Genomic DNA, 24,546 nt, shown 5'->3' with positions numbered 1-24,546 from the left:
GTCTCCTTACGTCTGCCCGACTTATGGGGCCTCATTGCGTGACCTTAGCGTTATGTTGTGGCCTAACACAACGAATAGTGTAACGAAATATGGGGAAAACTAGCCAATTTCAGCTGAAATACGCTGAAAAAGCCTTTAGAGGAAGGCCGTTTCGTCGAAGGACCGCAGTTTTCGGCTATGCAACCGCTCCAATGGCATGCCACGCAGACGTTCCATTGCGCGTATTCCGATCATTAAGTGGCGTGCGACTTGGGTGCGATAGAAATCCGATGCCATACCCGGCAGCTTCAGTTCGCCGTGCAAAGGTTTATCAGAGACGCATAGCAAGGTGCCATATGGGACCCGAAACCGGTAGCCGTTGGCGGCAATCGTCGCGCTCTCCATGTCAAGGGCAACCGCGCGGGATTGGCTCAGGCGCTGCACCGGGCCGGATTGATCGCGCAACTCCCAGTTGCGGTTGTCGATGGTGGCGACAGTGCCGGTTCGCATGATCCGTTTCAGGTCATAGCCCTCTAGCTCGGTCACCTCTTCCACTGCCTGTTCCAGTGCGATTTGAATTTCTGCAAGGGCGGGGATTGGGGTCCAGACTGGCAGGTCGTCATCCAGCACGTGATCTTCGCGCAGGTAGGCATGCGCCAGTACAAAATCTCCCAGCGCCTGGGTGTTGCGCAACCCGGCACAGTGGCCGACCATCAGCCAGGCATGGGGGCGCAGCACGGCGATGTGATCGGTCGCAGTTTTGGCATTTGACGGCCCAACGCCGATGTTGACCAGGGTAATACCGCTGCCGTCTTCGCGTTTCAGGTGATAGGTCGGCATTTGCGGCTGTTTGGTGGTCTCGGGGATTGTGGTATCCGCCGAAGTGATCTCGTGGTTGCCGGTGCTGACAAAGCTGGTGTAGCCCGAGTCCGGGTCTGCCAGTTGGGCCCGGGCATAGGCCTCAAACTCGGCGACATAGAACTGATAGTTGGTGAACAAGACGTGGTTCTGGAAATGCTGCGGATCGGTGGCGGTGTAATGCGCCAACCGTGCCAGCGAATAATCCACACGCTGGGCAGTGAACAGCGCCAGTGGGCCGGTTCCATTGGCCGGGGTATGGGTGCCATTCACAATATCGTCGTTCGTCGTCGCCAGATCCGGGACATCAAAGACGTCGCGCAGGGTGAAGCCCGCAGCCCCGTCATGTGGAATTGTCAGACCAGGGCGGGCGGCAACGGCAAAGTGAACCGGCATTGGCGTGTCCGACACGCCGACGGTGACTGGCTGGCCATAGTTGCGGATTAGCAGGCCTATCTGCTGAACCAGATAATTCTCGAACAGGTCCGGCCGGGTCACTGTGGTGGCATATTCCCCCGGAGCCGCCACATGGCCAAAGCTGAGGCGGCTGTCGACCTGCGCAAAGCTGGACGTGGCGACGCGGATTTCCGGATAGAACGCGCGGATGCGTTGATCGCCCACCTGTCCCCCGGCCATGGCCTTGGTAAAGCCATCGCATAGAAAATCGGTGGCCTGCTGGTACAGCAATTGCAGCCGCGCGACGGCCGCCGCGGCATCTGTGAACACTTCGGTTTCGGGGTGCTGAGGTAGGGAAATGGAAATCATGTAACAGACTCGATAACTGGAATTTTCTGGAATGTGCGAACGTCGACAAGGCCAAGGTCAGAGATCCGCAACTCAGGGATCACCACAAGCGCCAGCAGCGAATGCTGCATATAGGCGTTGTTCAGGGTGCAGCCGCAGGCCTGCATGGCCTCGCCCAGGGCCTCGGCCTTGGCGGCGACCTCTGTCGCGGGCTGGTCGGACATCAAGCCAGCGATAGGCAGTTCCACCAAGGCCATCTCTTCGCCATCGCGGAACAGGGTAACACCGCCACCAACTTCGGCCAGACGATTGGCGGCCAGCGCCATCTGGTCGCGGTCGGTCCCCACCACAATCATGTGGTGGCTGTCATGCGCCACTGTCGATGCCATCGCCATTTTGCCCTGATAGCCAAAGCCCGAGACAAAGGCATTGGTGACACCGCCGGTGCCGCGATGCCGTTCAACCAAAGCGATCTGCATGGTGTCGCCATCGCCTTCGACCAAGCCGTTGCGTACCGGCAGATCCGCCTTTAGCGCCTTTGTCGGTGCCTGATTTTCGACCACGCCAATCACATTGGCGGTGACCGCGTTGGCGCCAGCGGGGGCGGCAAGTTCAAAGTCCTTGCCTGCCAGTTCGTGACCCAAATGAATGGTGCCACGGGCACTGTCGGGCCAGTCCAAATGCGGACAATCGACCTTGATAGAGCCTGATTCAGCGACGATTTTGCCGCGTGCAATCACCAGCTCGATCGGCAGTTCCGTCAGGTCCGAGGTCAGGATCACATCGGCCCGGCGACCCGGCGTAATCGAGCCAATGTCGCGTTCCAGACCAAAATGGGTGGCGGTATTAATCGTCGCCATCTGCAACGCCACCACCGGATCACATCCACAAGCGATGGCGTGGCGCACAACCCGGTTCATGTGGCCGTCGTTGACCAATGTGCCGGAATGGCAATCGTCAGTACACAGGATGAAACTGCGTGGATCCAACCCTTTTTCGGTCACCGCAGTGATTTGGGTTTCAACGTCGTACCAGGCCGACCCCAGCCGCATCATCGACCGCATCCCCTGACGCACCCGCGCAATGGCGTCGGCCTCGCAGGTGCCCTCGTGGTCATCAGCAGGTCCACCGGCCACATAGGCCGCGAAGTTGGGGCCAAGATCAGGCGAGGCATAGTGCCCGCCGACGGTTTTCCCGGCCCGCTGCGTGGCGGCGATCTCGGCCAGCATCTTGGGGTCGGCATTGGCAACACCGGGGAAATTCATCATCTCACCCAGACCTACAATGCCCGGCCAGCTCATCGCCTCGGCGACGTCTTCGGGTGAAATTTCATAGCCCGTTGTCTCTAATCCCGGTGCCGAGGGCGCACAGGACGGCATCTGGGTAAAGATATTGACAGGCTGCATCAGTGCCTCGTCATGCATGTATTTCACCCCGTCCAACCCCAATACGTTGGCTATTTCATGTGGGTCGGTGAACATGCTGGTGGTGCCATGCGGGATTACCGCACGCGCAAATTCGGCCGGTGTCAGCATACCGGATTCAATATGCAAATGGGCGTCGCAGAGACCGGGAATCATAAAGCGCCCATTGGCCTCGATCACCTCGGTGTCGGGGCCGGTGCAATAAGAGGCATCTGGGCCAACATAGGCGATACGCCCGGCAACAATGGCGATGTCATGATCGGGCAGCACTTCTCGGGTGTGCACATTGACCCATTTACCTTGGCGAATAACCGTATCCGCAAAGGCGCGTCCTGCGGCTACTGAAATAAGGTGAGGGGCGACGTCGGGCCAGCTTGGGAATGCAATGTCTGTCATGTGCCAATTGTTATGATTGTCGCGCCGAGCGCAAGCCCCCGCATTGTTCTGAGTTTCCGAATACACTCTCTTTGATGACAAGAAGATGACAGCTTTGGCGACGATATGGAAACGGTAGCAATATTTAGCCACCCATATTGCAACCAAGTAGAAGTGTCCGCCTTTGTGCAAAGTAGAAGTGTCACTAATCAAGCGAAACAGTAGCGCAGCCTGACAGGGTGGAGACTTCAAGTATCGGAGCCCTGGCTGGCTGCGCAATTTGATTTTCACCACATCGTAGCAAATGTTGCCGATCTGGGTATTGCGGCAGCTTTTGATGCGGCGCAGGGCGACTTACCTGGCTTTGCTTCTTATCTGCACTGGTATTGGCATCAAGCGATCAATATTGAGGCATCGGACAGTCATACACAGATTTGCCATCGATTACGGCATTTTGGTTGGCCAGTTTGATGTCCCAGTAGCCTAAGATCGAAATCACCCCTTGTAGCCAGAACACAGCCACAGAATGTAAGAACCATGACAAAAACACTGCTCTGCCTTGGATATGGATACTCTGCCCGCGCATTGGCGCAGCGCTTGCCGGGGGATGACTGGCGGGTGATTGGAACCTCTCGCGAGGGGGGGGCCTCTGAAGACGGTGTAGAGATGTTGACCTGGCCGGGCGACGATGTGTCATTGGACGGTGTCACGCATATTCTGTCGTCAATCGCCCCCACGGCGGACGGCGACCCGGTGCTGGCCGGGCTGCGCGACAAAATCGCCGCAGCCAGGGATCTGGAGTGGGTCGGCTACCTGTCCACTACGGTGGTTTATGGCGATCACAACGGCGGCTGGGTGGACGAGACCACGCCGATTACTCCGGCGGCCAATCGTGGCAAATGGCGCGCACAGGCTGAAACTGAATGGCAGTCTGTCAACGGACTGCCACTGCACATCTTTCGTCTGGCCGGTATCTACGGGCCGGGGCGTGGACCCTTTGCCAAGCTGATGACCGGCAAGGCGCGTTTGATCATCAAACCGGGTCAGGTGTTCTCGCGCATTCATGTGGATGACATCGCCCAGGTGTTGGCGGCCTCGATCGCGCAGCCCAATCCTGGCGCGATTTACAATGTCTGTGACGATGTCCCGGTGCCGCCCCAGGACGTGCTCAGCTATGCGGCTGAACTGCTGGGCCTACCCATGCCACCCGAAGTGCCGTTTGAAGAGGCCGCAATGACCCCAATGGCGCGCAGTTTTTACAGCGAGAACAAGCGGGTTCGTAATACGCTTATTAAGGAAGAACTGGGTGTGAAACTGCGTTATCCGGATTATCGCATTGGCTTGCAGGCAGTATTTGAGGCTGAGGATATGGAAAAATTTGTTCCACCTGCAGAGCCGCCTGCGCTATAATCAGCATATGACGTCGTTCCATATAAGCTCCTCGTTCCATCTGCTATTTGTTTTGCTCAATTTTCGAACTTTGGGGCGAATGTATGGTCAGCTGGACAAAAGATTTCCGGGTATGGTTGAGCAATTGTGGGCGTCCCAGTCCTTTATTGTGCGGATGGATATAATTTTTGATCCAGCTGTATTTGCTGAACGGGCGATGCTCCTCAATTTGGCGGTTGCCCGACCGCAAGATCTTCCTCCGGTCATCATGGGGGACGATCAGATTGCGGACCTCGTATTCAAGTTGAACCGCCGTTGGCATGCGAAGATCTATCGACTGATCAGTTAAATTCCTGGGTTTTTCCGTATTTCGTGCCCGCCTGAGGCCGTCGCTCGCCCATAGTCAAAATAGTTAGACTATATCGAAGGGAATTAAGCCCGCTTCTCTCCAATCGTTGCCACGCCCAGCACATCCAGAACCTTGGCCTCTATCTGTGCGGCGTCCATGCCGGCCACACGGTACATGTCCTCTGGGCTGGCCTGATCGATAAAGATATCGGGCAGCACCATTGATCGGTACTTCAGCCCCGCGTCAAACACGCCTTCATCCGCCAGCAGCTGTGCCACGTGTGAGCCAAAGCCACCCACGGCGCCTTCTTCAATCGTAATCAGCGCCTCGTGGTTGGCAGCCAGGTCCAGGATCATCTCACGGTCCAGCGGTTTGGCAAAGCGCGCGTCGGCAATTGTCGGTGTGATGCCCTTGGCCGACAGCGCCTCGGCGGCTTTGCGGACCTCACCCAGACGGGTTCCGAACGACAGCAGCGCCACCCGAGACCCGGTTTGGATCATACGGCCCTTGCCGATCTCCAGCAGGTGCGGCTCATCTGGCATCTCGACGCCTTCGCCCTCGCCACGGGGATAGCGGAAGGCGATCGGCCCATCATTATGGGCGGCGGCGGTGGCCACCATATGCACCAGTTCGGCCTCGTCGGCGGCAGCCATCACCACCATGCCTGGCAGGTTGGTCATAAATCCGATGTCATAGCTGCCCGCGTGGGTGGCGCCATCGGCACCCACCAGTCCGGCGCGGTCAATCGCGAAACGCACCGGCAGACGTTGAATGGCGACGTCATGCACCACCTGATCGTAGCCCCGTTGCAGAAATGTCGAATACATCGCGCAAAATGGCTTCATCCCACCGGCCGCAAGCGCAGCGGCAAAGGTCACACCATGTTGTTCGGCAATGCCCACATCGAAACAGCGCGAGGGATAGCGTTCGGCAAACAGGTTCAACCCGGTGCCATCTGGCATTGCGGCGGTCACGGCACAGATCTTGTCGTCCTTGGCCGCATGTTTCACCAGCTCGTCGCCAAACACGCCGGTATAGCTGGGCGCATTGGACGGAGTCTTTTTCTGCTTGCCTGTCACCACGTCAAACTTGGCAGTGGCATGGCCCTTGTCGCGGGCGGCCTCGGCGGGGGCGTATCCTTTGCCCTTTTTGGTCAGCACATGGATCAGCACCGGGCCGGTAGCGCGGGCTTTGAGGGTCCGTAGGACTGGCAGCAATTGGTCCAGATCGTGACCGTCGATCGGCCCAAGGTAAGAAAAACCAAGCGATTCAAACAAAGTGCCGCCCACGGCCATGCCTTTCAGCATATCTTTGGCGCGCTTGGCCCCCTCGCGGAAGGGTTCCGGCAGCAACGATACTGCGCCTTTGGCGGCGGCCTTCAGCTCTTGAAACGGTTCTTCGGCATAAAGCCGTGACAGATAAGACGAGAGGGCTCCAACCGGCGGCGCGATGCTCATCTCGTTGTCGTTGAGAACGACAAACAAACGCTTGCCCAGATGGCCCGCATTGTTCATTGCCTCAAACGCCATACCCGCTGACATTGACCCATCGCCGATCACCGCAATCGCGTCGCCGTTTCCTTCGGGCACCACGCCGCCCAGATCCCGCGCGACAGAAAACCCAAGTGCTGCACTGATCGAGGTCGAGCTATGCGCCGCTCCAAAAGGGTCGTAGGGCGATTCCGAGCGTTTGGTGAAGCCTGACAACCCGTCTTTGGTGCGCAGGGTGCGGATGCGGTCCCGGCGTTCGGTCAGGATCTTGTGCGGATAACACTGGTGCGACACGTCCCAGATCAGCTTGTCGCGGGGGGTGTCAAACACGGCGTGCAGCGCCACTGTCAGTTCAACGACACCCAGACCCGCGCCCAGATGGCCACCGGTGACGGACACAGCCGAAATGGTTTCTGACCGCAATTCGCTGGCCACTTGGGCCAGTTGCGCATTGCTGAGCGCTTTCAGATCCGCCGGGCGGTTGATCTGGTCCAACAGCGGCGTGTTGGGTCTATCTGTGGTCTGGTCAGGCATGCGGCGCCTCCTTTGGCGGCAATTAGCTGTCGCGCGAAATAACGAACCGGGCTGCGTCGCGCAAGGTTTCACCGTGGTCACCGTAAACATCAAGCGCGGCACAGGCCTGATCGCAAAGTTCAACGGCACGGGCCTTGGCAGCATCCAGACCTAACAGCGAGACAAATGTGGCCTTCCCGGCCTCGGCATCTTTGCGCACCCGTTTGCCAACTGTTTCAGCGTCACCCTCAACGTCTAGAATGTCATCAGCAATTTGAAATGCAAGGCCAAGGGCATCGGCGTAGTGTCGCAAGGGCGTGGTATCGGCGCCGGAAATCACTGCTCCGGCCATAGCTGACCAAGAGATAAGGCAGCCAGTCTTGCGGTTTTGCAACCGGGTGATCTGCTGTAGCGTCAGTGGTTCGGGGCTGGTTTCAGCGGCGACATCCAGCATCTGTCCGGATACCATACCGTCTTTGCCAGCGGCCTGCGCCAGCATCCGGATCAATCCCAGTGCGCCTGACCCGAATTTGGCATCGGACAGCAGCTCAAACGCCAGCGTCTGCAAGGCATCACCCGCCAGAACGGCCAGACCTTCGTCCCATTGCCGGTGCACGGTGGGCATACCGCGGCGCAGGTCGTCATCGTCCATGCAGGGCAGATCGTCGTGCACCAGCGAATAGGCGTGGATGCACTCAATCGCCAGTGCGGCATCCAGGGCTACATCTTCGTCAACACCGTGCAACCGTGCACTTTCCAATACCAAAAACCCACGCAGTCCCTTGCCGCCGGTCAAGGCGTAACGCATCGCATCTGACAGCGTGTCTTCGCCCACCAGAACTGCGTCTACGCGGGTTGCGATCAGGTTCTGAGTCCGGGTCAGGGCCTCGGCAAAGGGCCGGGGTTTGACGGCAGTAGTGGCGGCCAATGTCTTAACCCGCGTCCAGCGGCGTGGTGCCGGTTGCAGTGCCGCTGGCGTCCAGCGTGATCGCCGCAACCTTTTCCTCGGCCCGCTTCAGCTCGTCCTCGCAGCGCTTTTTCAATTCAGCACCCCGTTCATACAGTGTGATCGAGTCATCCAGCGCCACGTCTCCGCGTTCCAACTTGCCCACTACGGCTTCCAGCTCTTTCATGGCCAATTCAAAGCTCATGTTTTCTACGGGTGTCTGGGTCATTCGGATGCCTTTATCAATTCGTCTACATGTGCCTTGCAGGCCGTGCTTAGCGCGTTCAGATCATACCCGCCTTCCAAAGTCGAGACGATACGCCCGCCGCACAGATCTTGCGCAAGGACGCAGAGTTCGGCGGTGATCCAGGCGAAATCCTGTGTCGTCCAGTTCAGATTGGCCAAAGGGTCGTCCCGATGGGCATCAAAGCCAGCGGAAATGATGATCAATTCCGGTTTAAAGTCGCGCAACCGGGGAAAGGCCTTCTCCTGATAGGCGGCGCGCATTTCAGCGCTACCACTTTCGGCGGGCAAAGGCATGTTGAGAATGTTCCCATAGGCGCCGTCTTCGTCAACGCGGCCAGATCCGGGCCATAGTGGCATTTGCTGCGAGGTGATCACCAGTGCGTGCTTTTCATCCCACAGCAGATCCTGGGTGCCGTTGCCGTGGTGAACATCGAAATCGACCACGGCGACGCGGCTAAGTCCGTGGTGGTCCAGCGCATGTTTGGCGGCCAGCGCCGCATTGCCAAACAGGCAGAACCCCATGGCGGTGTCGGTTTCTGCATGATGCCCCGGTGGGCGGATGGCAGCAAAGGCGTTTTGGGCCTCTCCGGTAAGCACCATGTCAACGCCGCGTATAACGGCACCTGCCGCCCTGAAGGCCGCGTCTAACGAACCGGGCGACAAAAACGTGTCGCCGTCTACCTGCTTAAACCCTTCGTTTGGCCGGGCTTTGCGCAGGTTTTCCAGATGCGAGGCCGGATGGATACGCAAGATGTCATCTTCGGCTGCCATGGGCGCGCGCACGCGCAGCAGGTCCAGCGGTTCCAGCGCATGCAGCACGTGTTCCAACCGGGCAACGCGTTCCGGGTGGCCTTCGGGAGTGACATGGGTCAGGCAATCGGCGTGGGTAATCAAGGCTGTGGTCATGGGCAAGTCACCTATTGGTATTCGCCAACAGCTTATGGCCCCACAGGGGCGGGCCACAAGTCAGGTTTTACCTGGTGTTGTGCCAAACGTGGCCCGATCAACCCATTTCATCCTTACCGTCCAGATCAAATAAGATATTGTATGTTTCACCCTGCTCATTTTCGCCCCGCGCTTCGTTAAAAGCAGCAATATAACCAGCGCCTTCGTTGCGATCGAAACCAATGCGAACAACGGACCTGTCTTGATAATGAACCTCTACGCGACGGATTTTATACAGTCTCAGTTGATCGGAGACAGCAATTCCTTTGCTTTGACCAGTTGACGCACACCGTGACTGTGGTCTTCTTCAAAGACATTGCCATTTTCCACCCAGGCATTCAGCGTGCTATAGTTGACCTTGGCACAATTGGGCCGGACGCTCCATGTGACCTGCAACGGTGAACATGTGAACTGAGAGAAAGAGGAGCCGGTGGTGGACCCAAGGAAAACAACGGGCTCGCCGGTGGTCGATGGGATAGATCTGGGTTGATGCAGCCCATCCACCATGTGGCCACCATAGGCCAGATCGTTGAAATTCATGGCACTAATGTCATTCACAACCAAAAACACCTGGGCCTCGACACGCAGCGTTGGGTTGGCGCAGCTTTCGCTCATGCAGGCGCCCAACCCTTTGCCCGGGGTCACCTGGCACGAGGTATGCACCCAATGGACCTCGATAGTGTCGCCTGGTTTGGCACCTTGAAATGCCCCTTGGCCATGGGTTGGATCTTCCAGTTCAGCCGCGTTCAAATAGTTGCTTTCGTTGCATTTGTAACCGCCATGCTCACCGTCACCGGCAAAGATCGAAAACCCCGGACCCTTGTGCTCGGCGTTGGTATGGGTGTGGATGTTGCACAGGTTCAAGTCCGTTGACGGCGGTGCAAAAGGAAAGCTTTGCGGATTACTACCCGTTGTTTTGGTGATGTCGCGCGGGGTTTGTGGTCCAAACCCCTGACACAGGTCTGCGGCTGATATGGGCCCGGCTAGCGACAGCGCAACCATCAATGGAATGGTGCGAATAGGATGGAAGGCCGACATAATTAAGCTCCTGAGCTGACATGTATGTTCAGAAGAGTAGCTCAGGTTGTTGGTTCGGCGAGGTCTAGTCGGGTGCTAGCATGTATCCGGCACCGCGCACGGTTTGCAGATATTGCGGCTGTTTTGGGTTTGGCTCAATCTTGCGGCGCAGCCGGGTGATCTGCACATCCACTGCACGTTCCTGCGCCTGCCCCCGGTCGCGGCCCAGATCTTCGACCAGCTTTGAGCGGCTGACGGCTTCTCCGGGGCAGTCGGAAAAGATCTTCATCAATTGGCTTTCCGTGCCGGTCAAGCGGATCAATTCCTCGCCTCGCCACATTTCGCCCCGGTCCAGATCATAACGGATCGGTCCCAGATGCAGAACTTTGGGTGCGGCTTCGCGGGCCGAAGTTTCCGGCATCCGGCGCAAAATCGCATTGATTCTCAGCAATAGTTCTTTGGGCTCAAACGGTTTGGACAGGTAATCGTCCGCTCCGGCTTCCAGCCCGGCTATGCGATGCTCGGTTTCGCCCCGCGCGGTCAGCAACAGGATCGGCGTGCTGCGGGTTTCGCGCAGGAACTTTGTCAGCGACACCCCGTCCTCGCCGGGCATCATGACGTCCATCACGATGAGGTCAAAATCCAGCCCGGCCAGCACCCGGCGCGCGTGGGCCGCATCACGGGCGGCGGTAACGAGAAATCCGGCCCGCATCAGAAATTTCTTTAGCAGGTCACGAATGCGTTCGTCGTCGTCGACGATCAGCAGGTGGGCGTCAAACTGGCTCATGACCCTGTTTCCCTTAATTTGGCATAGGCGCGGCGCATGTCCGGATCCATCATCGCCTCCAGCACTTTTTTGAATCCCTGCACCGCCTCAGGACCGGCGTCTTTGTAGGCCGACCGCATCCGTGCGCGCTGGGCGTCCGACAGGGTGGCTTCAAGCGCATGTCCATGTTCAGTCAGGAACAGATGCCGTTCCCGTTTATCAACTGTCCCCACGCGGCTTTCGACCAGGCCGTCGCCGATCAATGTCCTAAGAACGCGGTTCAGTGACTGCTTGGTGACGCCCAGAATGGCCAGCAGATTGTTGACCGTGGTACCCGGTGCGCGGTTGATGAAGTGAACAGCGCGGTGATGGGCGCGGCCATAAGCCATTTCCGACAAAATGCGATCCGGGTCAGCGGTAAATCCGCGATAGGCGAAGAACATCGCCTCAATCCCTTGCCGCAGCTGTTCGTCAGTAAGAAAAAGCAGACTTTCGCCACTAAAACTCTGCCTTGAACGTCCGTCCGACATACTGTGCCTCCCTAACTCAGCTGTGTCAGTTTAAGTCAGCGTTATTGACATTCCAAGAGCGAAGAGGTATCGAATCTAAGTTTTGGCGCAATAATATGTCCGATACGGACGTTGAGAGCGCAATAAGTGAAAAGATGACGATACTTAGGAGGATACAGCATGTCGGGATATGATGATCGCGATGGCGTGATCTGGATGGATGGCGAAATGGTGCCGTGGCGCGATGCACAGGTGCATGTGCTGTCTCACGCCATGCATTATGCCTCTTCGGTTTTTGAGGGCGAGCGCGCGTACAACGGTAAGATTTTCGAAAGCCGTCTGCATTCGGAACGTTTGGTGAAATCAGCCGAGGCGCTGGATATGCCGATGCCCTATTCGGTCGATGACATCGAAGCGGCCAAGGACGAGGCGCTGAAGGCCAGCGGTTTGCAGGACGCCTATGTCCGCGCCGTGGTGTGGCGTGGGTCTGGAGAAGACATGGGTGTAGCCTCGGCCAAGAACCCTGTCCGCATGGCGATCGCAGTCTGGGAGTGGGGTGCCTATTACGGCGACGCCAAGATGCAGGGCGCCAAGCTGGATATCGCCGAATACAAACGGCCCAGCCCGGACACTATCCCGGTACACGCCAAGGCGGCGGGTCTGTACATGATCTGCACCATCTCCAAGCACAAGGCCGAGGCCAAGGGCTGTTCGGATGCATTGTTCATGGACTATCGCGGCTATGTGGCTGAGGCGACCGGCGCGAATATCTTCTTCGTCAAAGACGGCGAAGTGCACACACCATTGCCGGATAGCTTTCTTAATGGAATCACCCGCCAGACCGTGATTGCCATGCTCAAAGAACGCGGCGTCACCGTCCATGAACGTCACATCATGCCCGAAGAGATGTCCGGGTTTGAACAGTGCTGGCTGACCGGCACCGCCGCCGAAGTGACGCCAGTGGGACAGATTGGTGAGTATACCTTTGAGGTCGGCACTCTGACCCGCGAAATCGCCGAGGCCTACGAGGCATTGGTTCGGGCTTAATCTGCGATCTGTCTGAAACTCGAGTGCGGGCGCCCATCGCGGCGCCCGTATGTGTTTGGGTCCGGTTGGTTCAGTCGTAAGCGATAACCTGCGACAATAACCAATCCACGACTAACTGGCGGCTGGGGCTCTGACGGTTCTCAGCTGACCAAACCACATAGAACCCCGCATCCCCAATCACCGGCGCCTGCCATATTTGCTGCAGGGGCTGACCATCCAGAAATATGCGTGGCACCAGCGCCAGTCCCTGACCGTTCACGGCGGCATCCATTGCCAGCGCCGTCTGGTTGAATTGTAACACTCGCCGCGTCGCCGTCAGCCCGGCATCCCGTAGCAGACGGTCCCAATAATGATGCCCGTCCTGGATCAACACTGACAGCGCCAGCATCTCGATCTTCGGCTTTTGGCCCAGTGTTAGAGCCACATCTGGGCGCGCTACGGCAACCAGATCCATTGGGGATAATAATTTGGTTTGCAGCTCAGGATCGCGAGGGCGGGTTCCAAGACGGATGGCAAGATCAATGCCATCACGCTTGAAATCGCTCAAATTCTCTTCGGCCAGAATACGCAATTCTATGTCGGGATGGGTCGCTTCGAAGTCAGGGAGCCTTGGCACCAACCACTTGGCTGCAAAGGAGGGGGGGACAGACAGGGTAATCCTGTGCTCGGAAGGGGCAAGAGTGCTGGTGGCTTGTTCGATCAGCTCCAATGCTTGACGAACCGGTTGATGATACCTGCGACCAGCGTCCGTCAGGGACAATCCGCGCGCCTGCCGAAAGAACAGTTTGTGCCCCAAATCCGCCTCTAAGCGCCTGACCTGTTGCGCCACCGCGCCCTGAGACAGGTTCAGCTCATCGGCGGCCAGGCGAAAGTTTAGATGCCGCGCAGCGGCGTCGAACATTCGCAGTGAGTTGAGATTAGGCAATCGCATCGATTCTCAGCCAGTAGGTTTTCTACAGGCTTGCGCGATGAGAGATGATTGGTCAAGTGGACCGTCTCGCGCCATTTTAAGGGCAACGGATAGGAGAACGATATGACCAAAGTAGCGATGATCACCGCAGGTGGCAGCGGGATGGGGGCAGACGCGGCGCGCCACCTGGCGCAGCAGGGCTACCAAGTGGCCATTCTGTCGGCATCGGGCAAGGGAGAGGCCCTTGCGCAGGAACTGGGTGGGGTTGGCGTCACCGGGTCAAATATGGTGCAGGCGGATTTGCAGACTTTAGTTGATAAGACGATGGAGCGCTGGGGGCGTATTGATGTCTTGATCAATTCGGCAGGCCACGGCCCCAAGGGTGACATCATGGATATCAGCGATGACGACTGGCATCTGGGAATGGACTATTATTTGCTGAACGTGATCCGGCCTGCACGCATGGTGGCCCCTATCATGGCAGCACAGGGCAAAGGGTCCATCATCAATATTTCGACCTTCGCGGTCTTTGAGCCGGACCCGCTGTTCCCAACATCCGGCGTGTTCCGCGCTGGGCTGGCCAGTTTTACCAAGCTGTTTGCCGATAAGTTTGCCGCTCAGGGTGTGCGCATGAACAACGTGTTACCCGGCTTTATCGACAGCCTGCCAGAAACCGAGGATCGCAAGGCGCGGATTCCCATGGGACGCTATGGCACTGCGCATGAAGTATCAGCGCTGATTGCCCATCTGGCCTCGGATGATGCCGCCTATACAACAGGTCAGAACATCCGCATTGATGGTGGGCTTACCCGGTCGGTATAAAACCAATTGGGGCAGCATCGTTTCGGGTGCTGCCCAAACCGAAAATCCCTTGTTAGAGCCGCTTATCCGCCTTTGGGATCAATCATTGGGCGCGTTTTGCCACGCACCAATCCCAAACGGCTTTCACGCCAGATCACCAGTGCATTGCCTGCAATGACCAGCGTGGCCCCTGACAGCATGACCAATGTGGGCAGCTCGGCGAACCAGACATAGCCGATGATGATGGCGAACAGCATCGAGGCATAGTCATAAGGCGCCAGCATCGAGGCGGCGGCAAAGCGATAAGACGAGGTCACCAGTATCTGCGCCACGCCGCCGATCAATCCGCTGCCGATTAGCAGTAACATAATGTTCCAGCTGGGCACCTGCCAGCCAAACGGCAGGGTCAGCAGTGATAGACCTGTGGCGGTGGCTGAGAAATAGAACACGATGGCGGCCGTGTGCTCGGTCTGCACCAATTGTCGGATATGGATTTGCACCATGGCCCGCGCGATGGTGGCGAACAGGATCAAAATAGCGCCTAACATGGCGGTGTCGCCAATATCCGCGCCGCCTGTCAGACGTGGCCAGATCATTACCATCACCCCGGCCAAGCCAATGACAACGGCACTGATACGGATCAGGCGGATGGTCTCTCCGAGAAACACAGCAGCCAAAACCAGAGTAAAAATGGGCGTTGCAAATCCGATGGCAGTAACTTCGGGCAGGGGCAACATACCCAGGCCGGTAAAGGTCAGGCCCATTGCGGTTGTCCCCAGTACGCCACGCCAGACATGGCCCATGGGGTTCTTCGCGACCAATCCATTGCGCAGCTCGCCGCGCATGGCCAGCCAGATGACGATCACCGGAATTGCAAACAATGATCGAAAGAAAACCGCCTCGCCAGCGGGAACATCTTCGGCAGTGGCCTTGATCATCGCCGCCATAGTGGTGAACAACCCGATGGCGGCGACTTTAAGTCCGACGGCAAGCAAAGGTCGATGCGATGTTAACGATTTTACCATGCTGCGACCCTGCGCCTCAGTGAGGCAAAGATCAATGGCCTGAATTCAACTCGTTCTATCGCGTCTCATCCATGCCATTGTTCCTGTCAAACCTGTCAATATCCCCTTGTTAGAGCCACATTAGTGCGCATGCGCCGCCTCACTTTTTTGTTCCCTGATGGCCTGCACCAGAATTTGGAAGGCGGAATTCAGGAACAATCCAGCCATGATTCCGGCGACGATCAAGTCAGGCCAGCCAGTTGCGGTGCCCCAAACTCCCAGCGCCGCGATCATCACAGCGACGTTGCCAATGGCGTCATTGCGCGAACACAGCCAGACCGACCGCACATTGGCATCGCCGTCCTTGTAGCGGGCCAGGATCATCACCGAGGCCAGGTTGGCAGCCAGCGCCATAAAGCCGATCGAGCCCATGATCTGCGCCTGTGGCACCCCGACATAAAACACCGAGTAAACGGTTGATCCAAACACCCAGACCCCCATCAACAACAGGCTGATGCCCTTACCCATCGCGGCCAACGACCGGGTGCGAAGCGTGGCTCCGATCACGGCCAGCGAAATACCATAGGTCAGCGCATCCCCCAGAAAATCCAGCGCATCCGCCTTGAGCGCCTGACTGCCGGACATCTGACCAGCACTCATCTCGACCCCAAACATGGCGGCGTTGATCGCGATCACCAGCCATAGTCTTCGTTTGTAATCTGCCGATACGCCATCGAATTGGGCGTTGTGGCCGCAGCATCCTGCCATTTCTCTTGTCCTTGTCTCTGATTCGAGGCCAATGTAGGTGCTCTAGCCACTAGAGGTTCAAGAGATTTTATGATGTATTCCATAGGGACCATGTCCAAAGTGACCGGCGTCAAAGTGCCGACCATCCGGTATTACGAAGATATCGGCTTGTTAAGCGAGCCGGGGCGCAATGCGGGCAACCAGCGGCGCTATGATCAGGACGGAATGGAGGCCCTGGGGTTTATCAAACACGCCCGCGATCTGGGCTTTGCGCTAGACGATATCCGGGCGCTGATGCAGTTGAATGGGGATCTGGGCACAGATTGCGCCGAGGCCGACCGTATTGCCGCAAGCCAGTTGGCCAATGTTCAGATCCGGATTGCCAAACTGCAACAACTGGCGGACGAGCTGGAACGGATCAGTCATCTATGCGACGGTGGCAATGGGGGCCAATGCCGGGTGTTGACGGCACTGGGGGATCACAGCCAATGCACCGGTGCACATGGCTAAGTCCCCCCCGTTGATCAGATCAAATCAGGTCAGCCAGAGCAGAAACAGGCTAAGGGTGACAAAGGCTCCGGTGGTTGCCCCTAGCATCGCAAGGCTGGCAGCCCCCTGTAAGTTCAGTTTTTGAGCAAACACAGTATAAGAGCCAAACATTGGCATTGCGGCGGACAAAATGACCGCGCTGCGCATATCCGGGGACAGCTGGATGAAGCCAAAAGCGGTGAGACTGACGATCGCAAGTATCACCATTGTCGGATGCAGTATCAGCTTGGTCGCGGCAACCTGGGCCGCAAGGCTACGATTGCCGTGCAGGGGCAATCCAACCAGTGATCCTCCGATTACCACCAGTGACAAGGCTCCGGCTGACGCGGCCAGCATTGTGATGAATTGGCTGAACGGCGCAGGCAGCGATATACCGATCAGCGACACCAAAAGTCCCAGAGCCATGCCAATCATAAGCGGCATGCGAACCAGGTTGAACAAAACCCCTGCAAATTGTCGGTGCACCGGTTGCTTGGTGTCATTGCCGGACAGCTCCATCAGAACCAGACAGATCGGTACCAGCAGTAAGGTCTCGATCAACATATTCAGGGTCAGAATGCTGCTTGCCAGATCGGGAAACAGCAAGAGCATGATGGGAAAGCCGATAAAGCCACTGTTTGGGCAGGTAGAGCCCATAACGCCCAGTGCGCGCCTTTGCGGGTCAACGCCCCGTAGCGTGAAGAATAAGTATGCCATCGCAATGGTCGCCAGCCCGCCAAGGCCAAATGCGAGCATGTAATCCGGGTGAAAGACCTCGGAGAATTTGCGGGATGCCACTGCATTGAAGATCAGCGCGGGCAGGGCGATATTCATAACATATCGCCCGAAACTACGCATCTCAACGGCACTGAACCAGCCCCGGTAGACAATGAAGTAACCCAATCCGATGGTGGCATAGATCGGAAAGGTGATTGCCAGAATGATTGTCATCTTATCCGATGATGCCCTGATTTACCCCAATCTGGCCGCGGTGCAGCAGCAGATGATCCAGGATGACGCAGGCCATCATGGCCTCGCCCACGGGTACGGCGCGAATGCCAACGCAGGGATCGTGGCGGCCCTTGGTGATGACCTCAGCCGAGGAGCCATCTTTGCGGATCGACTGGCGTGGAGTCAGGATTGACGAGGTGGGCTTGACGGCAAACCGCACCACAACGTCCTGACCGCTAGAGATCCCACCCAGGATGCCGCCAGCATGGTTTGAGGAATAGACCGGCGCGCCATCGTTGCCGAGGAAGATTTCATCGGCGTTTTGTGACCCCTTAAGCCGCGCCGCGTTCATGCCTTCGCCGATTTCAACGCCTTTGACCGCGTTGATCGACATCATTGCCGCGGCCAGTTCGGTGTCCAGCTTGCCATAAATGGGCGCGCCGATGCCGGCGGGCACGCCGCGGGCTACGATTTCGACAATGGCGCCGACAGAATCATGGGCTTTGCGCAGATCCTGCAAATAGTCCTCCCAGTTCTGCACGGCGGCAGAATCGGGAATCCAGAAATCATTTTTGTCGATGGCGTCCCAGTCGAACCGGGTCCGGTCGATTTCCATCTCGCCCATGGCCACCATATAGCCTTTGATCTCAAGACCGGGGACCAGGGCCTTGATGGCCTCGCGGGCGATGCCGCCGGCGGCAACACGTGCAGCCGTTTCGCGGGCGGAACTGCGGCCGCCACCACGATAGTCGCGATTGCCGTATTTTTGGTAATAAGTGATGTCGGCGTGACCGGGACGGAAAGTATTGGCGATATCGCCGTAATCCTTGGAGCGCTGGTCGGTGTTTTCGATCATCAGTTGGATTGGCGTACCGGTTGTTTTGCCCTCGAATACGCCAGACAAGATTTTCACCGCATCGGGTTCGTTGCGCTGAGTCATGTTCTTGTTCTGGCCCGGGCGCCGCTTGTCCAGCCACTGCTGCAGCATTTCGGGTGTCAGCGGGACATTGGGCGGGCAACCATCAATGGTCGCGCCCAGCGCCGGGCCGTGGCTTTCGCCCCAGGTGGTGAAACGGAAGAGATGGCCAAAACTATTCATCGACATGGGGCAGGCTCCTTTGCGGGTTGTGCTTATCTGGGGGGAGGCGGTCTCTCAAGGGGTTTCGCAATTTGGTGGTTGGGTTGGGGGCTCTGCCCCCGCCGTCTGCGACGACTCCCCCGGGATATTTACGGCCAGATGAAGCTGGGATCCGTCTGATTTGCAAGACCGTAGAAGCGGGCCGGTGTTGTGGCTTGCCATTGGGCAGGGCGGTGATTACATGTCGGGCCACCTCGGGGTGCGTGGGCAACTGCGCTGAGATGCCATTCGTGGCGGACCCGTTGAACCTGAACCGGCTAAAACCGGCGGAGGGAAGGTCTGGGAACACATCCCCCTTGCCCAACGCCGCAATGGAGGATGCCATGAAGTATCTTGTAATTGCAGCGGGAATTCTGAGCACGACAGCGGCTATTGCCGAGGTGCCTGAACTGACCGTTTATACCTATGACAGTTTTGTATCTGATTGGGGCCCCGGCCCAGCGGTGGAAGAGGCTTTTGAAGAGATCTGCGGATGTGATCTGAAGCTGGTGGGGGCCGGGGATGGTGCTGCCTTGTTGGCCCGGGTCAAGCTGGAAGGCGCGCGCTCGGACGCTGATGTTGTGTTGGGACTGGATACCAATCTGACCGCCGCCGCCAAGGCAACCGGGCTGTTCGCCGCGCATTCCGTCACTGCGGACTACGCCCTGCCGGTGGCCTGGGCTGATACAAGTTTTGTCCCCTATGACTGGGGGTATTTCTCGTTTGTGCATAACGCGGATGCCGCTGCCCCGTCGAATTTTAAAGAGCTGGCGGCGAGTGACATGAAAATCGTCATTCAGGATCCTCGGTCCTCCACACCTGGTCTGGGCCTGTTGATGTGGGTCAAAGCGGCCTACGGCGATGCGGCGCCGGCCATTTGGGCAGATCTGTCGGACAATATCGTCACCGTGACCAAAGGCTGGTCCGAGGCCTATGGGCTGTTTCTGGAAGGTGAGGCTGACATGGTGTTGTCCTATACCACCTCGCCGGCCTACCACCTGATTGCGGAAGAGGATGCTTCCAAAGCGGCGGCGGTGTTTGACGAAGGTCATTACATGCAGGTTGAGGTTGCCGGTAAGCTCGCTGCCAGTGATCAGCCCGAATTGGCCGATCAATTTCTGTCCTTTATGGTGTCGGATGCGTTCCAGACGATCATTCCGACCACCAACTGGATGTATCCGGCGGTGACCCCGGCGGCCGGTCTGCCGAGCGGTTTTGAAACCTTGGTGCAGCCGGGCAAATCGCTGCTGCTGTCCGAAGATGAGGCGGCGTCGGTGCGTGACGTGGCATTGGACGAATGGCTGACCGCGCTCAGCCAGTAAGCCCGAGACTGGGGATTGGCGCTGCCGTTTTAGTGGCGGCGCTGATCTTTGGGACTTTGGCTGCTGTCGCCTTGCGGGCTGAAGCCGGTCGCGGATTGGGCAGCAGTGATTGGGCAGCATTGCGGTTTACATTGATCCAGGCTTGCCTGTCGGCAGGGCTGAGTGTGGCACTGGCGATCCCGGTGGCACGCGCCCTGGCGCGGCGGCGTTTTGTCGGACGGCGCGTATTGATCGCCCTATTGGGCGCCCCCTTTATTCTACCTGTCATTGTTGCAATCCTGGGGTTGTTGCAGGTGTTTGGCCGGGCTGGCTGGTTTAGCAGCGGGCTGGCGGTGCTCGGGCTGGAGCCGGTGCAGATCTACGGGCTGCACGGTGTGGTTCTGGCGCATGTGTTTTTTAATCTGCCTCTGGCTACACGGCTGCTGTTACAGGGTTGGCAGGAGATCCCGGCTGAACGGTTCCGGCTGGCGGCGCAGTTGGATGCCGATGCGCGGGCGATACGGCAACTGCTGGAAATTCCGATGCTGAGGCGCGTTGTACCCGGTGCATTGGCCGTGGTGTTTGCCATTTGCCTGTCCAGCTTTGCGGTGGCGCTGACACTGGGCGGGGGGCCACGGGCCACCACCATCGAGCTGGCCATCTATCAGGCGTTCAGGTTTGATTTCGACCTCGGCCGCGCCGCGCTGCTGTCAGGTTTGCAACTGGTTCTGACTGGCGCAGCGGCGCTGGTGGCGGTCAAGGTCGCGGTGGGCGAGGGGTTTGGCACCGGGTTGGACCGGCCTCTGCAACGGTGGGATGGCAACACAGTCGCCGCGCGTATCCTGGATGGGTTCTGGATTGTGCTGGCCGCAGGGTTCCTGCTGTTGCCACTGTCTGCCATCGTATTGGCGGGGCTGCCGGGTATGGCGAGCCTGACGGTCTCGGTCTGGATGGCGGCGTTGAATTCTGTACTGGTGGCAGCGTTGAGCACGGTTCTGTTGCTGTTACTGGCTTTGCCGATGGCCTCGGCCGTGGCGCTGGGCCGTGGCGGCATGATTGAGGTTGCGGGCATTCTGGGGCTTGCGGCCTCGCCGCTGGTGATTGGCACCGGGCTATTCATTGTGATCTACCCGATTGCGGACCCTTTTGCGCTGGCCTTGCCAGTGACGGCGCTGGTCAATGCAGTGATGGCGCTGCCCTTTGCGTTGCGGATACTGGTGCCGCGGGCGCGGGTCGTGGTGGGGCGCTATGGCCGTTTGGCGCTGTCGCTGGACATGCGGGGCTGGCCCTTTGTTTGGCGGGTGCTGCTACCACGGATGCGGCCGCAGATTGGCTTTGCCGCCGGACTGGCGGCGGCGCTGTCGATGGGGGATCTTGGCGTGATTGCCCTGTTTGCCGACCCCGAGTTTGCCACCCTGCCGTTGCAGGTTTACCGGTTGATGGGCGCCTACCGGATGGAGGCCGCAGCGGGGGCGGCACTATTGCTGCTGACCCTATCGATGGCGGCGTTTTGGATTTTGGATCGCGGAGGCCGCTGGCATGCTGAGGCTTGAGAATTGTCTGATCGAAAATGGTGGCTTCGCGTTGCACGCCGACCTGACTGTTGATCGTGGCAGCCTGATCGCGGTGATCGGGCCCTCTGGAGCAGGCAAATCCACCTTGATCGAGGCGGTGGCCGGGTTTCGCCAGCTAAGCAGCGGTGCCATCCATTGGAACGGGACCTCCCTGACGCAGGTCGAGCCGGGAAAACGCCCGGTGGCGATGTTGTTTCAAGACGGCAATCTGTTCCCGCATCTTACTGTTGTACAGAACGTTGGTCTGGGCATTCGCGCCAATCTGCGGCTGGACGCGACGCAACGCGTGCAGGTGCAGGCGGCTTTGGTCCGGGTTGGGCTGCAGGACATGGCAGGCCGCAAACCTGCCGCGCTGTCCGGTGGTCAGCAAAGCCGGGTGGCGCTGGCGCGGGTCTTGGTACAAGGGCGCGATTTGCTGCTGCTGGACGAGCCCTTTGCGGCACTTGGACCCGCGCTAAAGGCTGAAATGCTGGATCTGGTGGCCGAACTGGTCGCGGAAAATGGCGCCACCCTGTTGATGGTCAGCCATGATCCCAGCGATGCCCGCCGGATTGCGGATCAGGTGGTGCTGGTGGCTGATGGTCAGGTGCATCCACCAATGGAGACGGCGTCATTGCTGGATAACCCACCACCGGCGTTAAAGGCCTATTTGGGGTAACTTGCCGGAATAATGCCCCTAGATCTGCATCTACACGTCAATTGCAGCCACGCGGAACAGAGGTCAGTCGGGATAAGCGTCCGCCTGCCGTGGGGCGGGCGGACGCGTGTTCGCCGCTTTCGCGACGAGCGAAGTTAAGCAGCTTTCGCCACTGCATTGCGAGTTTTACCGATCATCAGCGCGGCATTGGCTGCCTCGCGCCCCTTTTCGACAAAATGTTCGCGGTAGATGGCGTTGTGGTGGTCCGTTTCCTGATAGTGGTGCGGCGTCAGGGACACCGACAGCACCGGCACGCCGGTATCCATGCTGGCGCGCATCAAACCATCGACTACGGCCTGGGCGACAAAATCATGCCGATAAATGCCGCCATCGACGACAAGCGCGGCACAGGCTACCGCAGCGTACTGACCGGTTGCGGCCAGATCTTTGGCCAACAGGGGCATCTCAAACGCACCGGGGACGTCATAGACGTCAACTTGATCTGCTGGGATAAGTTGTAAAAAACCGTCGAGCGCGCGGTCGACGATATCGGCATGCCATTGCGCCTTGATAAAGGCATAGCGGGTGGGTGTCATGGGTCTCTCCTTGGTTACTGACACGTCACCCAAGGCGATAACGAACGGCAGGCACGCCAAAGGACGGTCCCATCGCACGTTCTCTTTCATCCGGACTATGACCGTCGGCTCTGGAGTCTCACCAGATCTGCTGACACCCCCAACACCGGGGCCGCTCGCGGGCTTACAGGAAGATCCTGCTTACCGCCGGTGGGGAATTGCGCCCCGCCCTGAGAACGCGCGGACATTGGCAAAACCCTGCGCGCTTGGCAAGGGGGCGATTAGGTCAAAAACATCCAAAGCGCGACCAATGCCAAAAGACTGCCAAACAGGGTGTTCAACCGTCTGGCGCTATCGGGTGATCTGAACCGGCTGGCGATCTGATCTCCGATCATCGTCCAGACCAGAAAGGCGATGAAATTGTTCAGCGTGAACACGGTTGTGATCCCTAAAACAGCAACCATCCGGACAGAATTACTTTCGGGTAGAAACTGGGTGAACATCAAAGCAATGATCACATAGGCCTTGGGGTTTAGCACAAGCAAGGTAACGCCATCCCAAAAACTGGCGGGCCGGGCGGCCTCACTGTCCTGTAAGACACCGGACCGGAACAGCTTCCACGCCAGCCACAAAACATACAGCGACCCTGCAGTCTTCAAGATCAGAAAGGCACTGGGATAGCGGTCCAGAGCTGTGACAAATCCTAGACCAATGGCCAGGGTCACCAGCCAGGTTGCCAGATGATAGCCGAAATTTGCCCGCAACGTGGCCATCAGCCCAAAGCGCGCGCCATTGGCGGCAAAGAACATGTTGCCGGGGCCTGGACTGTAGGCGAGGGGAAACAGAAATACGATAAGGGCGATGCTGATTTGGGTCATGATGATATCCTGCTGCGATAGCAATCCCTACCGTTTCCAAACGAATTTATGCGACCCGGTTCCTGCGCAAATTATGCCCTTGTTGGCAAATGGGGGGCTGGCAATCGAGCAGATCAGCGCTTATCCCTCCTTCTTCTGATACTGTATTCATTTACGGTATGGCCGCATTCAAAGGAGCTACCGTCATGCAATTAAAAGATAAAACCGTTATCGTCACCGGTGGTAGCGATGGGATTGGCAAACATATTTGCCTGAAGCTGGCAGCCGAAGGGTGCAAATTGGCCATTCTGGGTCGCAACAGCGCCCGCCTTGAGGCCGTCGTTGCCGAGGCCATGACACTGGGCGCAGCCGAAGCCCGTGGCTATGCCGTTGATTTTATGGATTCGGCTGCTTTGGACAGCACTGCTCAGGCAATCCAGGCTGATTTTGGTGGTGTTGATATTCTGGTCAACAACGCAGGCATCTGGCACAAGGCCGGGCCACTGGACACGATCGATGCGGACCTGCTGGTGGCCACGGTTCAAACCAACCTGACGGCATTGATGCAGTTGACCCGGCATGTGCTCCCCGCATTGCGTAATCAGGACGAAGCCATCATTCTTAACGTCGCCTCCAAATCCGGTGTTGTGGCGCAAGCTGGGCAATCGGTTTATTCCGCGACCAAATACGGGGTTCGCGGCTTTACTGAGGTTCTAAAGGAAGACGAGGCCGAAACCGGTGTGCGGGTCGCGGGTCTGTATCAAAGTGGCACCAACACCGGCATGTTCGCCAAGGCGGGCGAAGAGGTTCCCAACCATATCTTTACCGAGCCGGACGATCTGGCCGATGTGGTCGTCTTTATGCTGTCGCGTCCAGCCAAACTGTGGATGCACGAAGTGCGTGTTGAAATCTAGGCTTCGATAGCGTCTTCCATTTGCCCGCCAGTT

Annotated in this window: 25 protein-coding genes and 2 riboswitches; of the genes, 9 read left to right on the top strand and 16 right to left on the bottom strand. The window is 58.1% G+C overall.

What is annotated here, in order from left to right:
- Window positions 1–135: 135 nt before the first annotated feature.
- Together EBB79_RS19865 and ade are read right to left on the bottom strand one after the other, a co-directional pair.
- Window positions 136–1,602, bottom strand: coding sequence for an AMP nucleosidase (locus EBB79_RS19865; protein WP_127750551.1), 1,467 nt, complete (start codon window positions 1,600–1,602; stop codon window positions 136–138).
- Entirely contained in the window at window positions 1,599–3,401 is a 1,803-nt protein-coding gene (gene ade, locus EBB79_RS19860; protein WP_127750550.1) for an adenine deaminase, read from the bottom strand. Before ade ends, EBB79_RS19865 begins: the two co-directional genes overlap by 4 nt.
- 516 nt (window positions 3,402–3,917) lie before the next feature.
- Between ade and EBB79_RS19855 the strand changes: the two genes are divergently transcribed.
- Both EBB79_RS19855 and EBB79_RS19850 read left to right on the top strand, forming a co-directional pair.
- A complete protein-coding gene (locus tag EBB79_RS19855) occupies window positions 3,918–4,790 on the top strand; it encodes an SDR family oxidoreductase (RefSeq protein ID WP_127750549.1) in 873 nt (290 codons plus the stop codon).
- Window positions 4,759–5,118 (top strand): hypothetical protein, encoded by a 360-nt coding sequence (locus EBB79_RS19850; protein WP_127750548.1) that lies wholly within the window; start codon window positions 4,759–4,761, stop codon window positions 5,116–5,118. Before EBB79_RS19855 ends, EBB79_RS19850 begins: the two co-directional genes overlap by 32 nt.
- An 83-nt stretch (window positions 5,119–5,201) precedes the next feature.
- Here the strand turns inward: EBB79_RS19850 and dxs are convergent, their stop codons facing one another.
- The 7 genes from dxs to EBB79_RS19815 form a co-directional block, all read right to left on the bottom strand.
- Entirely contained in the window at window positions 5,202–7,142 is a 1,941-nt protein-coding gene (gene dxs / locus EBB79_RS19845) for a 1-deoxy-D-xylulose-5-phosphate synthase (RefSeq protein WP_127750547.1), read from the bottom strand.
- Between the two features lie 22 nt (window positions 7,143–7,164).
- Window positions 7,165–8,049, bottom strand: a complete 885-nt coding sequence (locus EBB79_RS19840; protein WP_127750546.1) for a polyprenyl synthetase family protein — start codon at window positions 8,047–8,049, stop codon at window positions 7,165–7,167.
- 4 nt (window positions 8,050–8,053) lie between these two features.
- On the bottom strand, window positions 8,054–8,296 hold the full coding sequence (locus EBB79_RS19835) for an exodeoxyribonuclease VII small subunit (RefSeq protein ID WP_127750545.1): 243 nt from the start codon (window positions 8,294–8,296) through the stop codon (window positions 8,054–8,056).
- On the bottom strand, window positions 8,293–9,219 hold the full coding sequence (locus EBB79_RS19830; protein ID WP_127750544.1) for a histone deacetylase family protein: 927 nt from the start codon (window positions 9,217–9,219) through the stop codon (window positions 8,293–8,295). The genes EBB79_RS19835 and EBB79_RS19830 overlap by 4 nt, the downstream gene beginning before the upstream one ends.
- A gap of 279 nt (window positions 9,220–9,498) precedes the next feature.
- Window positions 9,499–10,296 carry a delta-class carbonic anhydrase gene (locus tag EBB79_RS19825; protein ID WP_127750543.1) on the bottom strand — a complete coding sequence of 266 codons (798 nt, stop codon included), beginning with the start codon at window positions 10,294–10,296 and terminating at the stop codon, window positions 9,499–9,501.
- Between the two features lie 64 nt (window positions 10,297–10,360).
- Window positions 10,361–11,062 (bottom strand): response regulator, encoded by a 702-nt coding sequence (locus EBB79_RS19820; protein WP_127750542.1) that lies wholly within the window; start codon window positions 11,060–11,062, stop codon window positions 10,361–10,363.
- Window positions 11,059–11,571 carry a MarR family winged helix-turn-helix transcriptional regulator gene (locus EBB79_RS19815; RefSeq protein ID WP_127750541.1) on the bottom strand — a complete coding sequence of 171 codons (513 nt, stop codon included), beginning with the start codon at window positions 11,569–11,571 and terminating at the stop codon, window positions 11,059–11,061. The genes EBB79_RS19820 and EBB79_RS19815 overlap by 4 nt, the downstream gene beginning before the upstream one ends.
- 159 nt (window positions 11,572–11,730) lie before the next feature.
- On the opposite strand from EBB79_RS19815, the gene EBB79_RS19810 reads away from it, so the two are divergent.
- The gene (locus EBB79_RS19810; RefSeq protein WP_127750540.1) at window positions 11,731–12,597 is read left to right on the top strand and encodes a branched-chain amino acid aminotransferase; all 867 of its coding nucleotides are present in this window, start codon (window positions 11,731–11,733) and stop codon (window positions 12,595–12,597) included.
- 70 nt (window positions 12,598–12,667) lie between these two features.
- On the opposite strand, the gene EBB79_RS19805 is transcribed toward EBB79_RS19810, so the two are convergent.
- Window positions 12,668–13,528 (bottom strand): LysR substrate-binding domain-containing protein, encoded by an 861-nt coding sequence (locus EBB79_RS19805; RefSeq protein ID WP_202977627.1) that lies wholly within the window; start codon window positions 13,526–13,528, stop codon window positions 12,668–12,670.
- Window positions 13,529–13,630: 102 nt separating this feature from the next.
- On the opposite strand from EBB79_RS19805, the gene EBB79_RS19800 reads away from it, so the two are divergent.
- Complete coding sequence (locus tag EBB79_RS19800) at window positions 13,631–14,329, top strand: SDR family oxidoreductase (protein WP_127750539.1); 699 nt, start codon at window positions 13,631–13,633, stop codon at window positions 14,327–14,329.
- A gap of 62 nt (window positions 14,330–14,391) precedes the next feature.
- Here EBB79_RS19800 and EBB79_RS19795 read toward each other — a convergent pair whose 3' ends face one another.
- On the bottom strand, window positions 14,392–15,333 hold the full coding sequence (locus EBB79_RS19795) for a DMT family transporter (protein ID WP_127750538.1): 942 nt from the start codon (window positions 15,331–15,333) through the stop codon (window positions 14,392–14,394).
- 120 nt (window positions 15,334–15,453) lie between these two features.
- Window positions 15,454–16,080 carry a cation efflux transmembrane domain-containing protein gene (locus tag EBB79_RS19790; protein WP_127750537.1) on the bottom strand — a complete coding sequence of 209 codons (627 nt, stop codon included), beginning with the start codon at window positions 16,078–16,080 and terminating at the stop codon, window positions 15,454–15,456.
- 72 nt (window positions 16,081–16,152) lie between these two features.
- Here EBB79_RS19790 and EBB79_RS19785 point away from each other — a divergent pair, with 72 nt between their 5' ends.
- A complete protein-coding gene (locus EBB79_RS19785) occupies window positions 16,153–16,569 on the top strand; it encodes a MerR family transcriptional regulator (RefSeq protein WP_127751072.1) in 417 nt (138 codons plus the stop codon).
- A 24-nt stretch (window positions 16,570–16,593) separates the two neighbouring features.
- On the opposite strand, the gene EBB79_RS19780 is transcribed toward EBB79_RS19785, so the two are convergent.
- Both EBB79_RS19780 and aroC read right to left on the bottom strand, forming a co-directional pair.
- Window positions 16,594–17,538 (bottom strand): AEC family transporter, encoded by a 945-nt coding sequence (locus EBB79_RS19780; protein WP_127750536.1) that lies wholly within the window; start codon window positions 17,536–17,538, stop codon window positions 16,594–16,596.
- A gap of 1 nt (window position 17,539) precedes the next feature.
- Window positions 17,540–18,643: a chorismate synthase gene (gene aroC, locus EBB79_RS19775; protein WP_127750535.1), complete on the bottom strand. Its 1,104-nt coding sequence runs from the start codon at window positions 18,641–18,643 to the stop codon at window positions 17,540–17,542.
- Window positions 18,644–18,861: 218 nt separating this feature from the next.
- Window positions 18,862–18,968: riboswitch (TPP riboswitch) on the top strand.
- Between the two features lie 31 nt (window positions 18,969–18,999).
- Here aroC and thiB point away from each other — a divergent pair.
- The 3 genes from thiB to EBB79_RS19760 are packed head-to-tail and all read left to right on the top strand — an operon-like array spanning window position 19,000 to window position 22,188.
- Window positions 19,000–19,977 (top strand): thiamine ABC transporter substrate binding subunit, encoded by a 978-nt coding sequence (thiB, locus tag EBB79_RS19770; RefSeq protein WP_127750534.1) that lies wholly within the window; start codon window positions 19,000–19,002, stop codon window positions 19,975–19,977.
- On the top strand, window positions 19,953–21,509 hold the full coding sequence (locus EBB79_RS19765) for a thiamine/thiamine pyrophosphate ABC transporter permease ThiP (protein ID WP_127750533.1): 1,557 nt from the start codon (window positions 19,953–19,955) through the stop codon (window positions 21,507–21,509). The genes thiB and EBB79_RS19765 overlap by 25 nt, the downstream gene beginning before the upstream one ends.
- Window positions 21,496–22,188: a thiamine ABC transporter ATP-binding protein gene (locus tag EBB79_RS19760; protein ID WP_127750532.1), complete on the top strand. Its 693-nt coding sequence runs from the start codon at window positions 21,496–21,498 to the stop codon at window positions 22,186–22,188. The genes EBB79_RS19765 and EBB79_RS19760 overlap by 14 nt, the downstream gene beginning before the upstream one ends.
- A gap of 134 nt (window positions 22,189–22,322) precedes the next feature.
- Here EBB79_RS19760 and EBB79_RS19755 read toward each other — a convergent pair whose 3' ends face one another.
- Together EBB79_RS19755 and EBB79_RS19750 are read right to left on the bottom strand one after the other, a co-directional pair.
- On the bottom strand, window positions 22,323–22,763 hold the full coding sequence (locus EBB79_RS19755; RefSeq protein ID WP_127750531.1) for a 6,7-dimethyl-8-ribityllumazine synthase: 441 nt from the start codon (window positions 22,761–22,763) through the stop codon (window positions 22,323–22,325).
- A 74-nt stretch (window positions 22,764–22,837) separates the two neighbouring features.
- A riboswitch (FMN riboswitch) is annotated at window positions 22,838–22,984 on the bottom strand.
- A gap of 39 nt (window positions 22,985–23,023) precedes the next feature.
- Window positions 23,024–23,620: a LysE family translocator gene (locus EBB79_RS19750; RefSeq protein WP_127750530.1), complete on the bottom strand. Its 597-nt coding sequence runs from the start codon at window positions 23,618–23,620 to the stop codon at window positions 23,024–23,026.
- A gap of 185 nt (window positions 23,621–23,805) precedes the next feature.
- Between EBB79_RS19750 and EBB79_RS19745 the strand changes: the two genes are divergently transcribed.
- Complete coding sequence (locus tag EBB79_RS19745; protein ID WP_127750529.1) at window positions 23,806–24,513, top strand: SDR family oxidoreductase; 708 nt, start codon at window positions 23,806–23,808, stop codon at window positions 24,511–24,513.
- Window positions 24,514–24,546: the final 33 nt, after the last annotated feature.

Source organism: Parasedimentitalea marina (assembly GCF_004006175.1).
Classification (GTDB): domain Bacteria; phylum Pseudomonadota; class Alphaproteobacteria; order Rhodobacterales; family Rhodobacteraceae; genus Parasedimentitalea; species Parasedimentitalea marina.
Note: the sequence above shows the minus strand (reverse complement) of the source record. Positions and strands in the feature narration are given on the sequence as shown.

Bases quoted from the DNA above. Each gene is read 5' to 3' on its own strand.
- EBB79_RS19830 (WP_127750544.1), bottom strand. From the start codon at position 9,219: ATGACCACAGCCTTGATTACCCACGCCGATTGCCTGACCCATGTCACT.
- EBB79_RS19750 (WP_127750530.1), bottom strand. From the start codon at position 23,620: ATGACCCAAATCAGCATCGCCCTTATCGTATTTCTGTTTCCCCTCGCC.
- dxs (WP_127750547.1), bottom strand. From the start codon at position 7,142: ATGCCTGACCAGACCACAGATAGACCCAACACGCCGCTGTTGGACCAG.
- EBB79_RS19820 (WP_127750542.1), bottom strand. From the start codon at position 11,062: ATGAGCCAGTTTGACGCCCACCTGCTGATCGTCGACGACGACGAACGC.
- thiB (WP_127750534.1), top strand. From the start codon at position 19,000: ATGAAGTATCTTGTAATTGCAGCGGGAATTCTGAGCACGACAGCGGCT.
- EBB79_RS19810 (WP_127750540.1), top strand. From the start codon at position 11,731: ATGTCGGGATATGATGATCGCGATGGCGTGATCTGGATGGATGGCGAA.
- EBB79_RS19765 (WP_127750533.1), top strand. From the start codon at position 19,953: ATGGCTGACCGCGCTCAGCCAGTAAGCCCGAGACTGGGGATTGGCGCT.
- EBB79_RS19755 (WP_127750531.1), bottom strand. From the start codon at position 22,763: ATGACACCCACCCGCTATGCCTTTATCAAGGCGCAATGGCATGCCGAT.
- ade (WP_127750550.1), bottom strand. From the start codon at position 3,401: ATGACAGACATTGCATTCCCAAGCTGGCCCGACGTCGCCCCTCACCTT.
- EBB79_RS19835 (WP_127750545.1), bottom strand. From the start codon at position 8,296: ATGACCCAGACACCCGTAGAAAACATGAGCTTTGAATTGGCCATGAAA.
- EBB79_RS19790 (WP_127750537.1), bottom strand. From the start codon at position 16,080: ATGGCAGGATGCTGCGGCCACAACGCCCAATTCGATGGCGTATCGGCA.
- EBB79_RS19760 (WP_127750532.1), top strand. From the start codon at position 21,496: ATGCTGAGGCTTGAGAATTGTCTGATCGAAAATGGTGGCTTCGCGTTG.
- EBB79_RS19815 (WP_127750541.1), bottom strand. From the start codon at position 11,571: ATGTCGGACGGACGTTCAAGGCAGAGTTTTAGTGGCGAAAGTCTGCTT.
- EBB79_RS19800 (WP_127750539.1), top strand. From the start codon at position 13,631: ATGACCAAAGTAGCGATGATCACCGCAGGTGGCAGCGGGATGGGGGCA.
- EBB79_RS19785 (WP_127751072.1), top strand. From the start codon at position 16,153: ATGTATTCCATAGGGACCATGTCCAAAGTGACCGGCGTCAAAGTGCCG.
- EBB79_RS19795 (WP_127750538.1), bottom strand. From the start codon at position 15,333: ATGGTAAAATCGTTAACATCGCATCGACCTTTGCTTGCCGTCGGACTT.
- EBB79_RS19780 (WP_127750536.1), bottom strand. From the start codon at position 17,538: ATGACAATCATTCTGGCAATCACCTTTCCGATCTATGCCACCATCGGA.
- EBB79_RS19745 (WP_127750529.1), top strand. From the start codon at position 23,806: ATGCAATTAAAAGATAAAACCGTTATCGTCACCGGTGGTAGCGATGGG.
- EBB79_RS19855 (WP_127750549.1), top strand. From the start codon at position 3,918: ATGACAAAAACACTGCTCTGCCTTGGATATGGATACTCTGCCCGCGCA.
- EBB79_RS19865 (WP_127750551.1), bottom strand. From the start codon at position 1,602: ATGATTTCCATTTCCCTACCTCAGCACCCCGAAACCGAAGTGTTCACA.
- aroC (WP_127750535.1), bottom strand. From the start codon at position 18,643: ATGTCGATGAATAGTTTTGGCCATCTCTTCCGTTTCACCACCTGGGGC.
- EBB79_RS19805 (WP_202977627.1), bottom strand. From the start codon at position 13,528: ATGCGATTGCCTAATCTCAACTCACTGCGAATGTTCGACGCCGCTGCG.
- EBB79_RS19825 (WP_127750543.1), bottom strand. From the start codon at position 10,296: ATGTCGGCCTTCCATCCTATTCGCACCATTCCATTGATGGTTGCGCTG.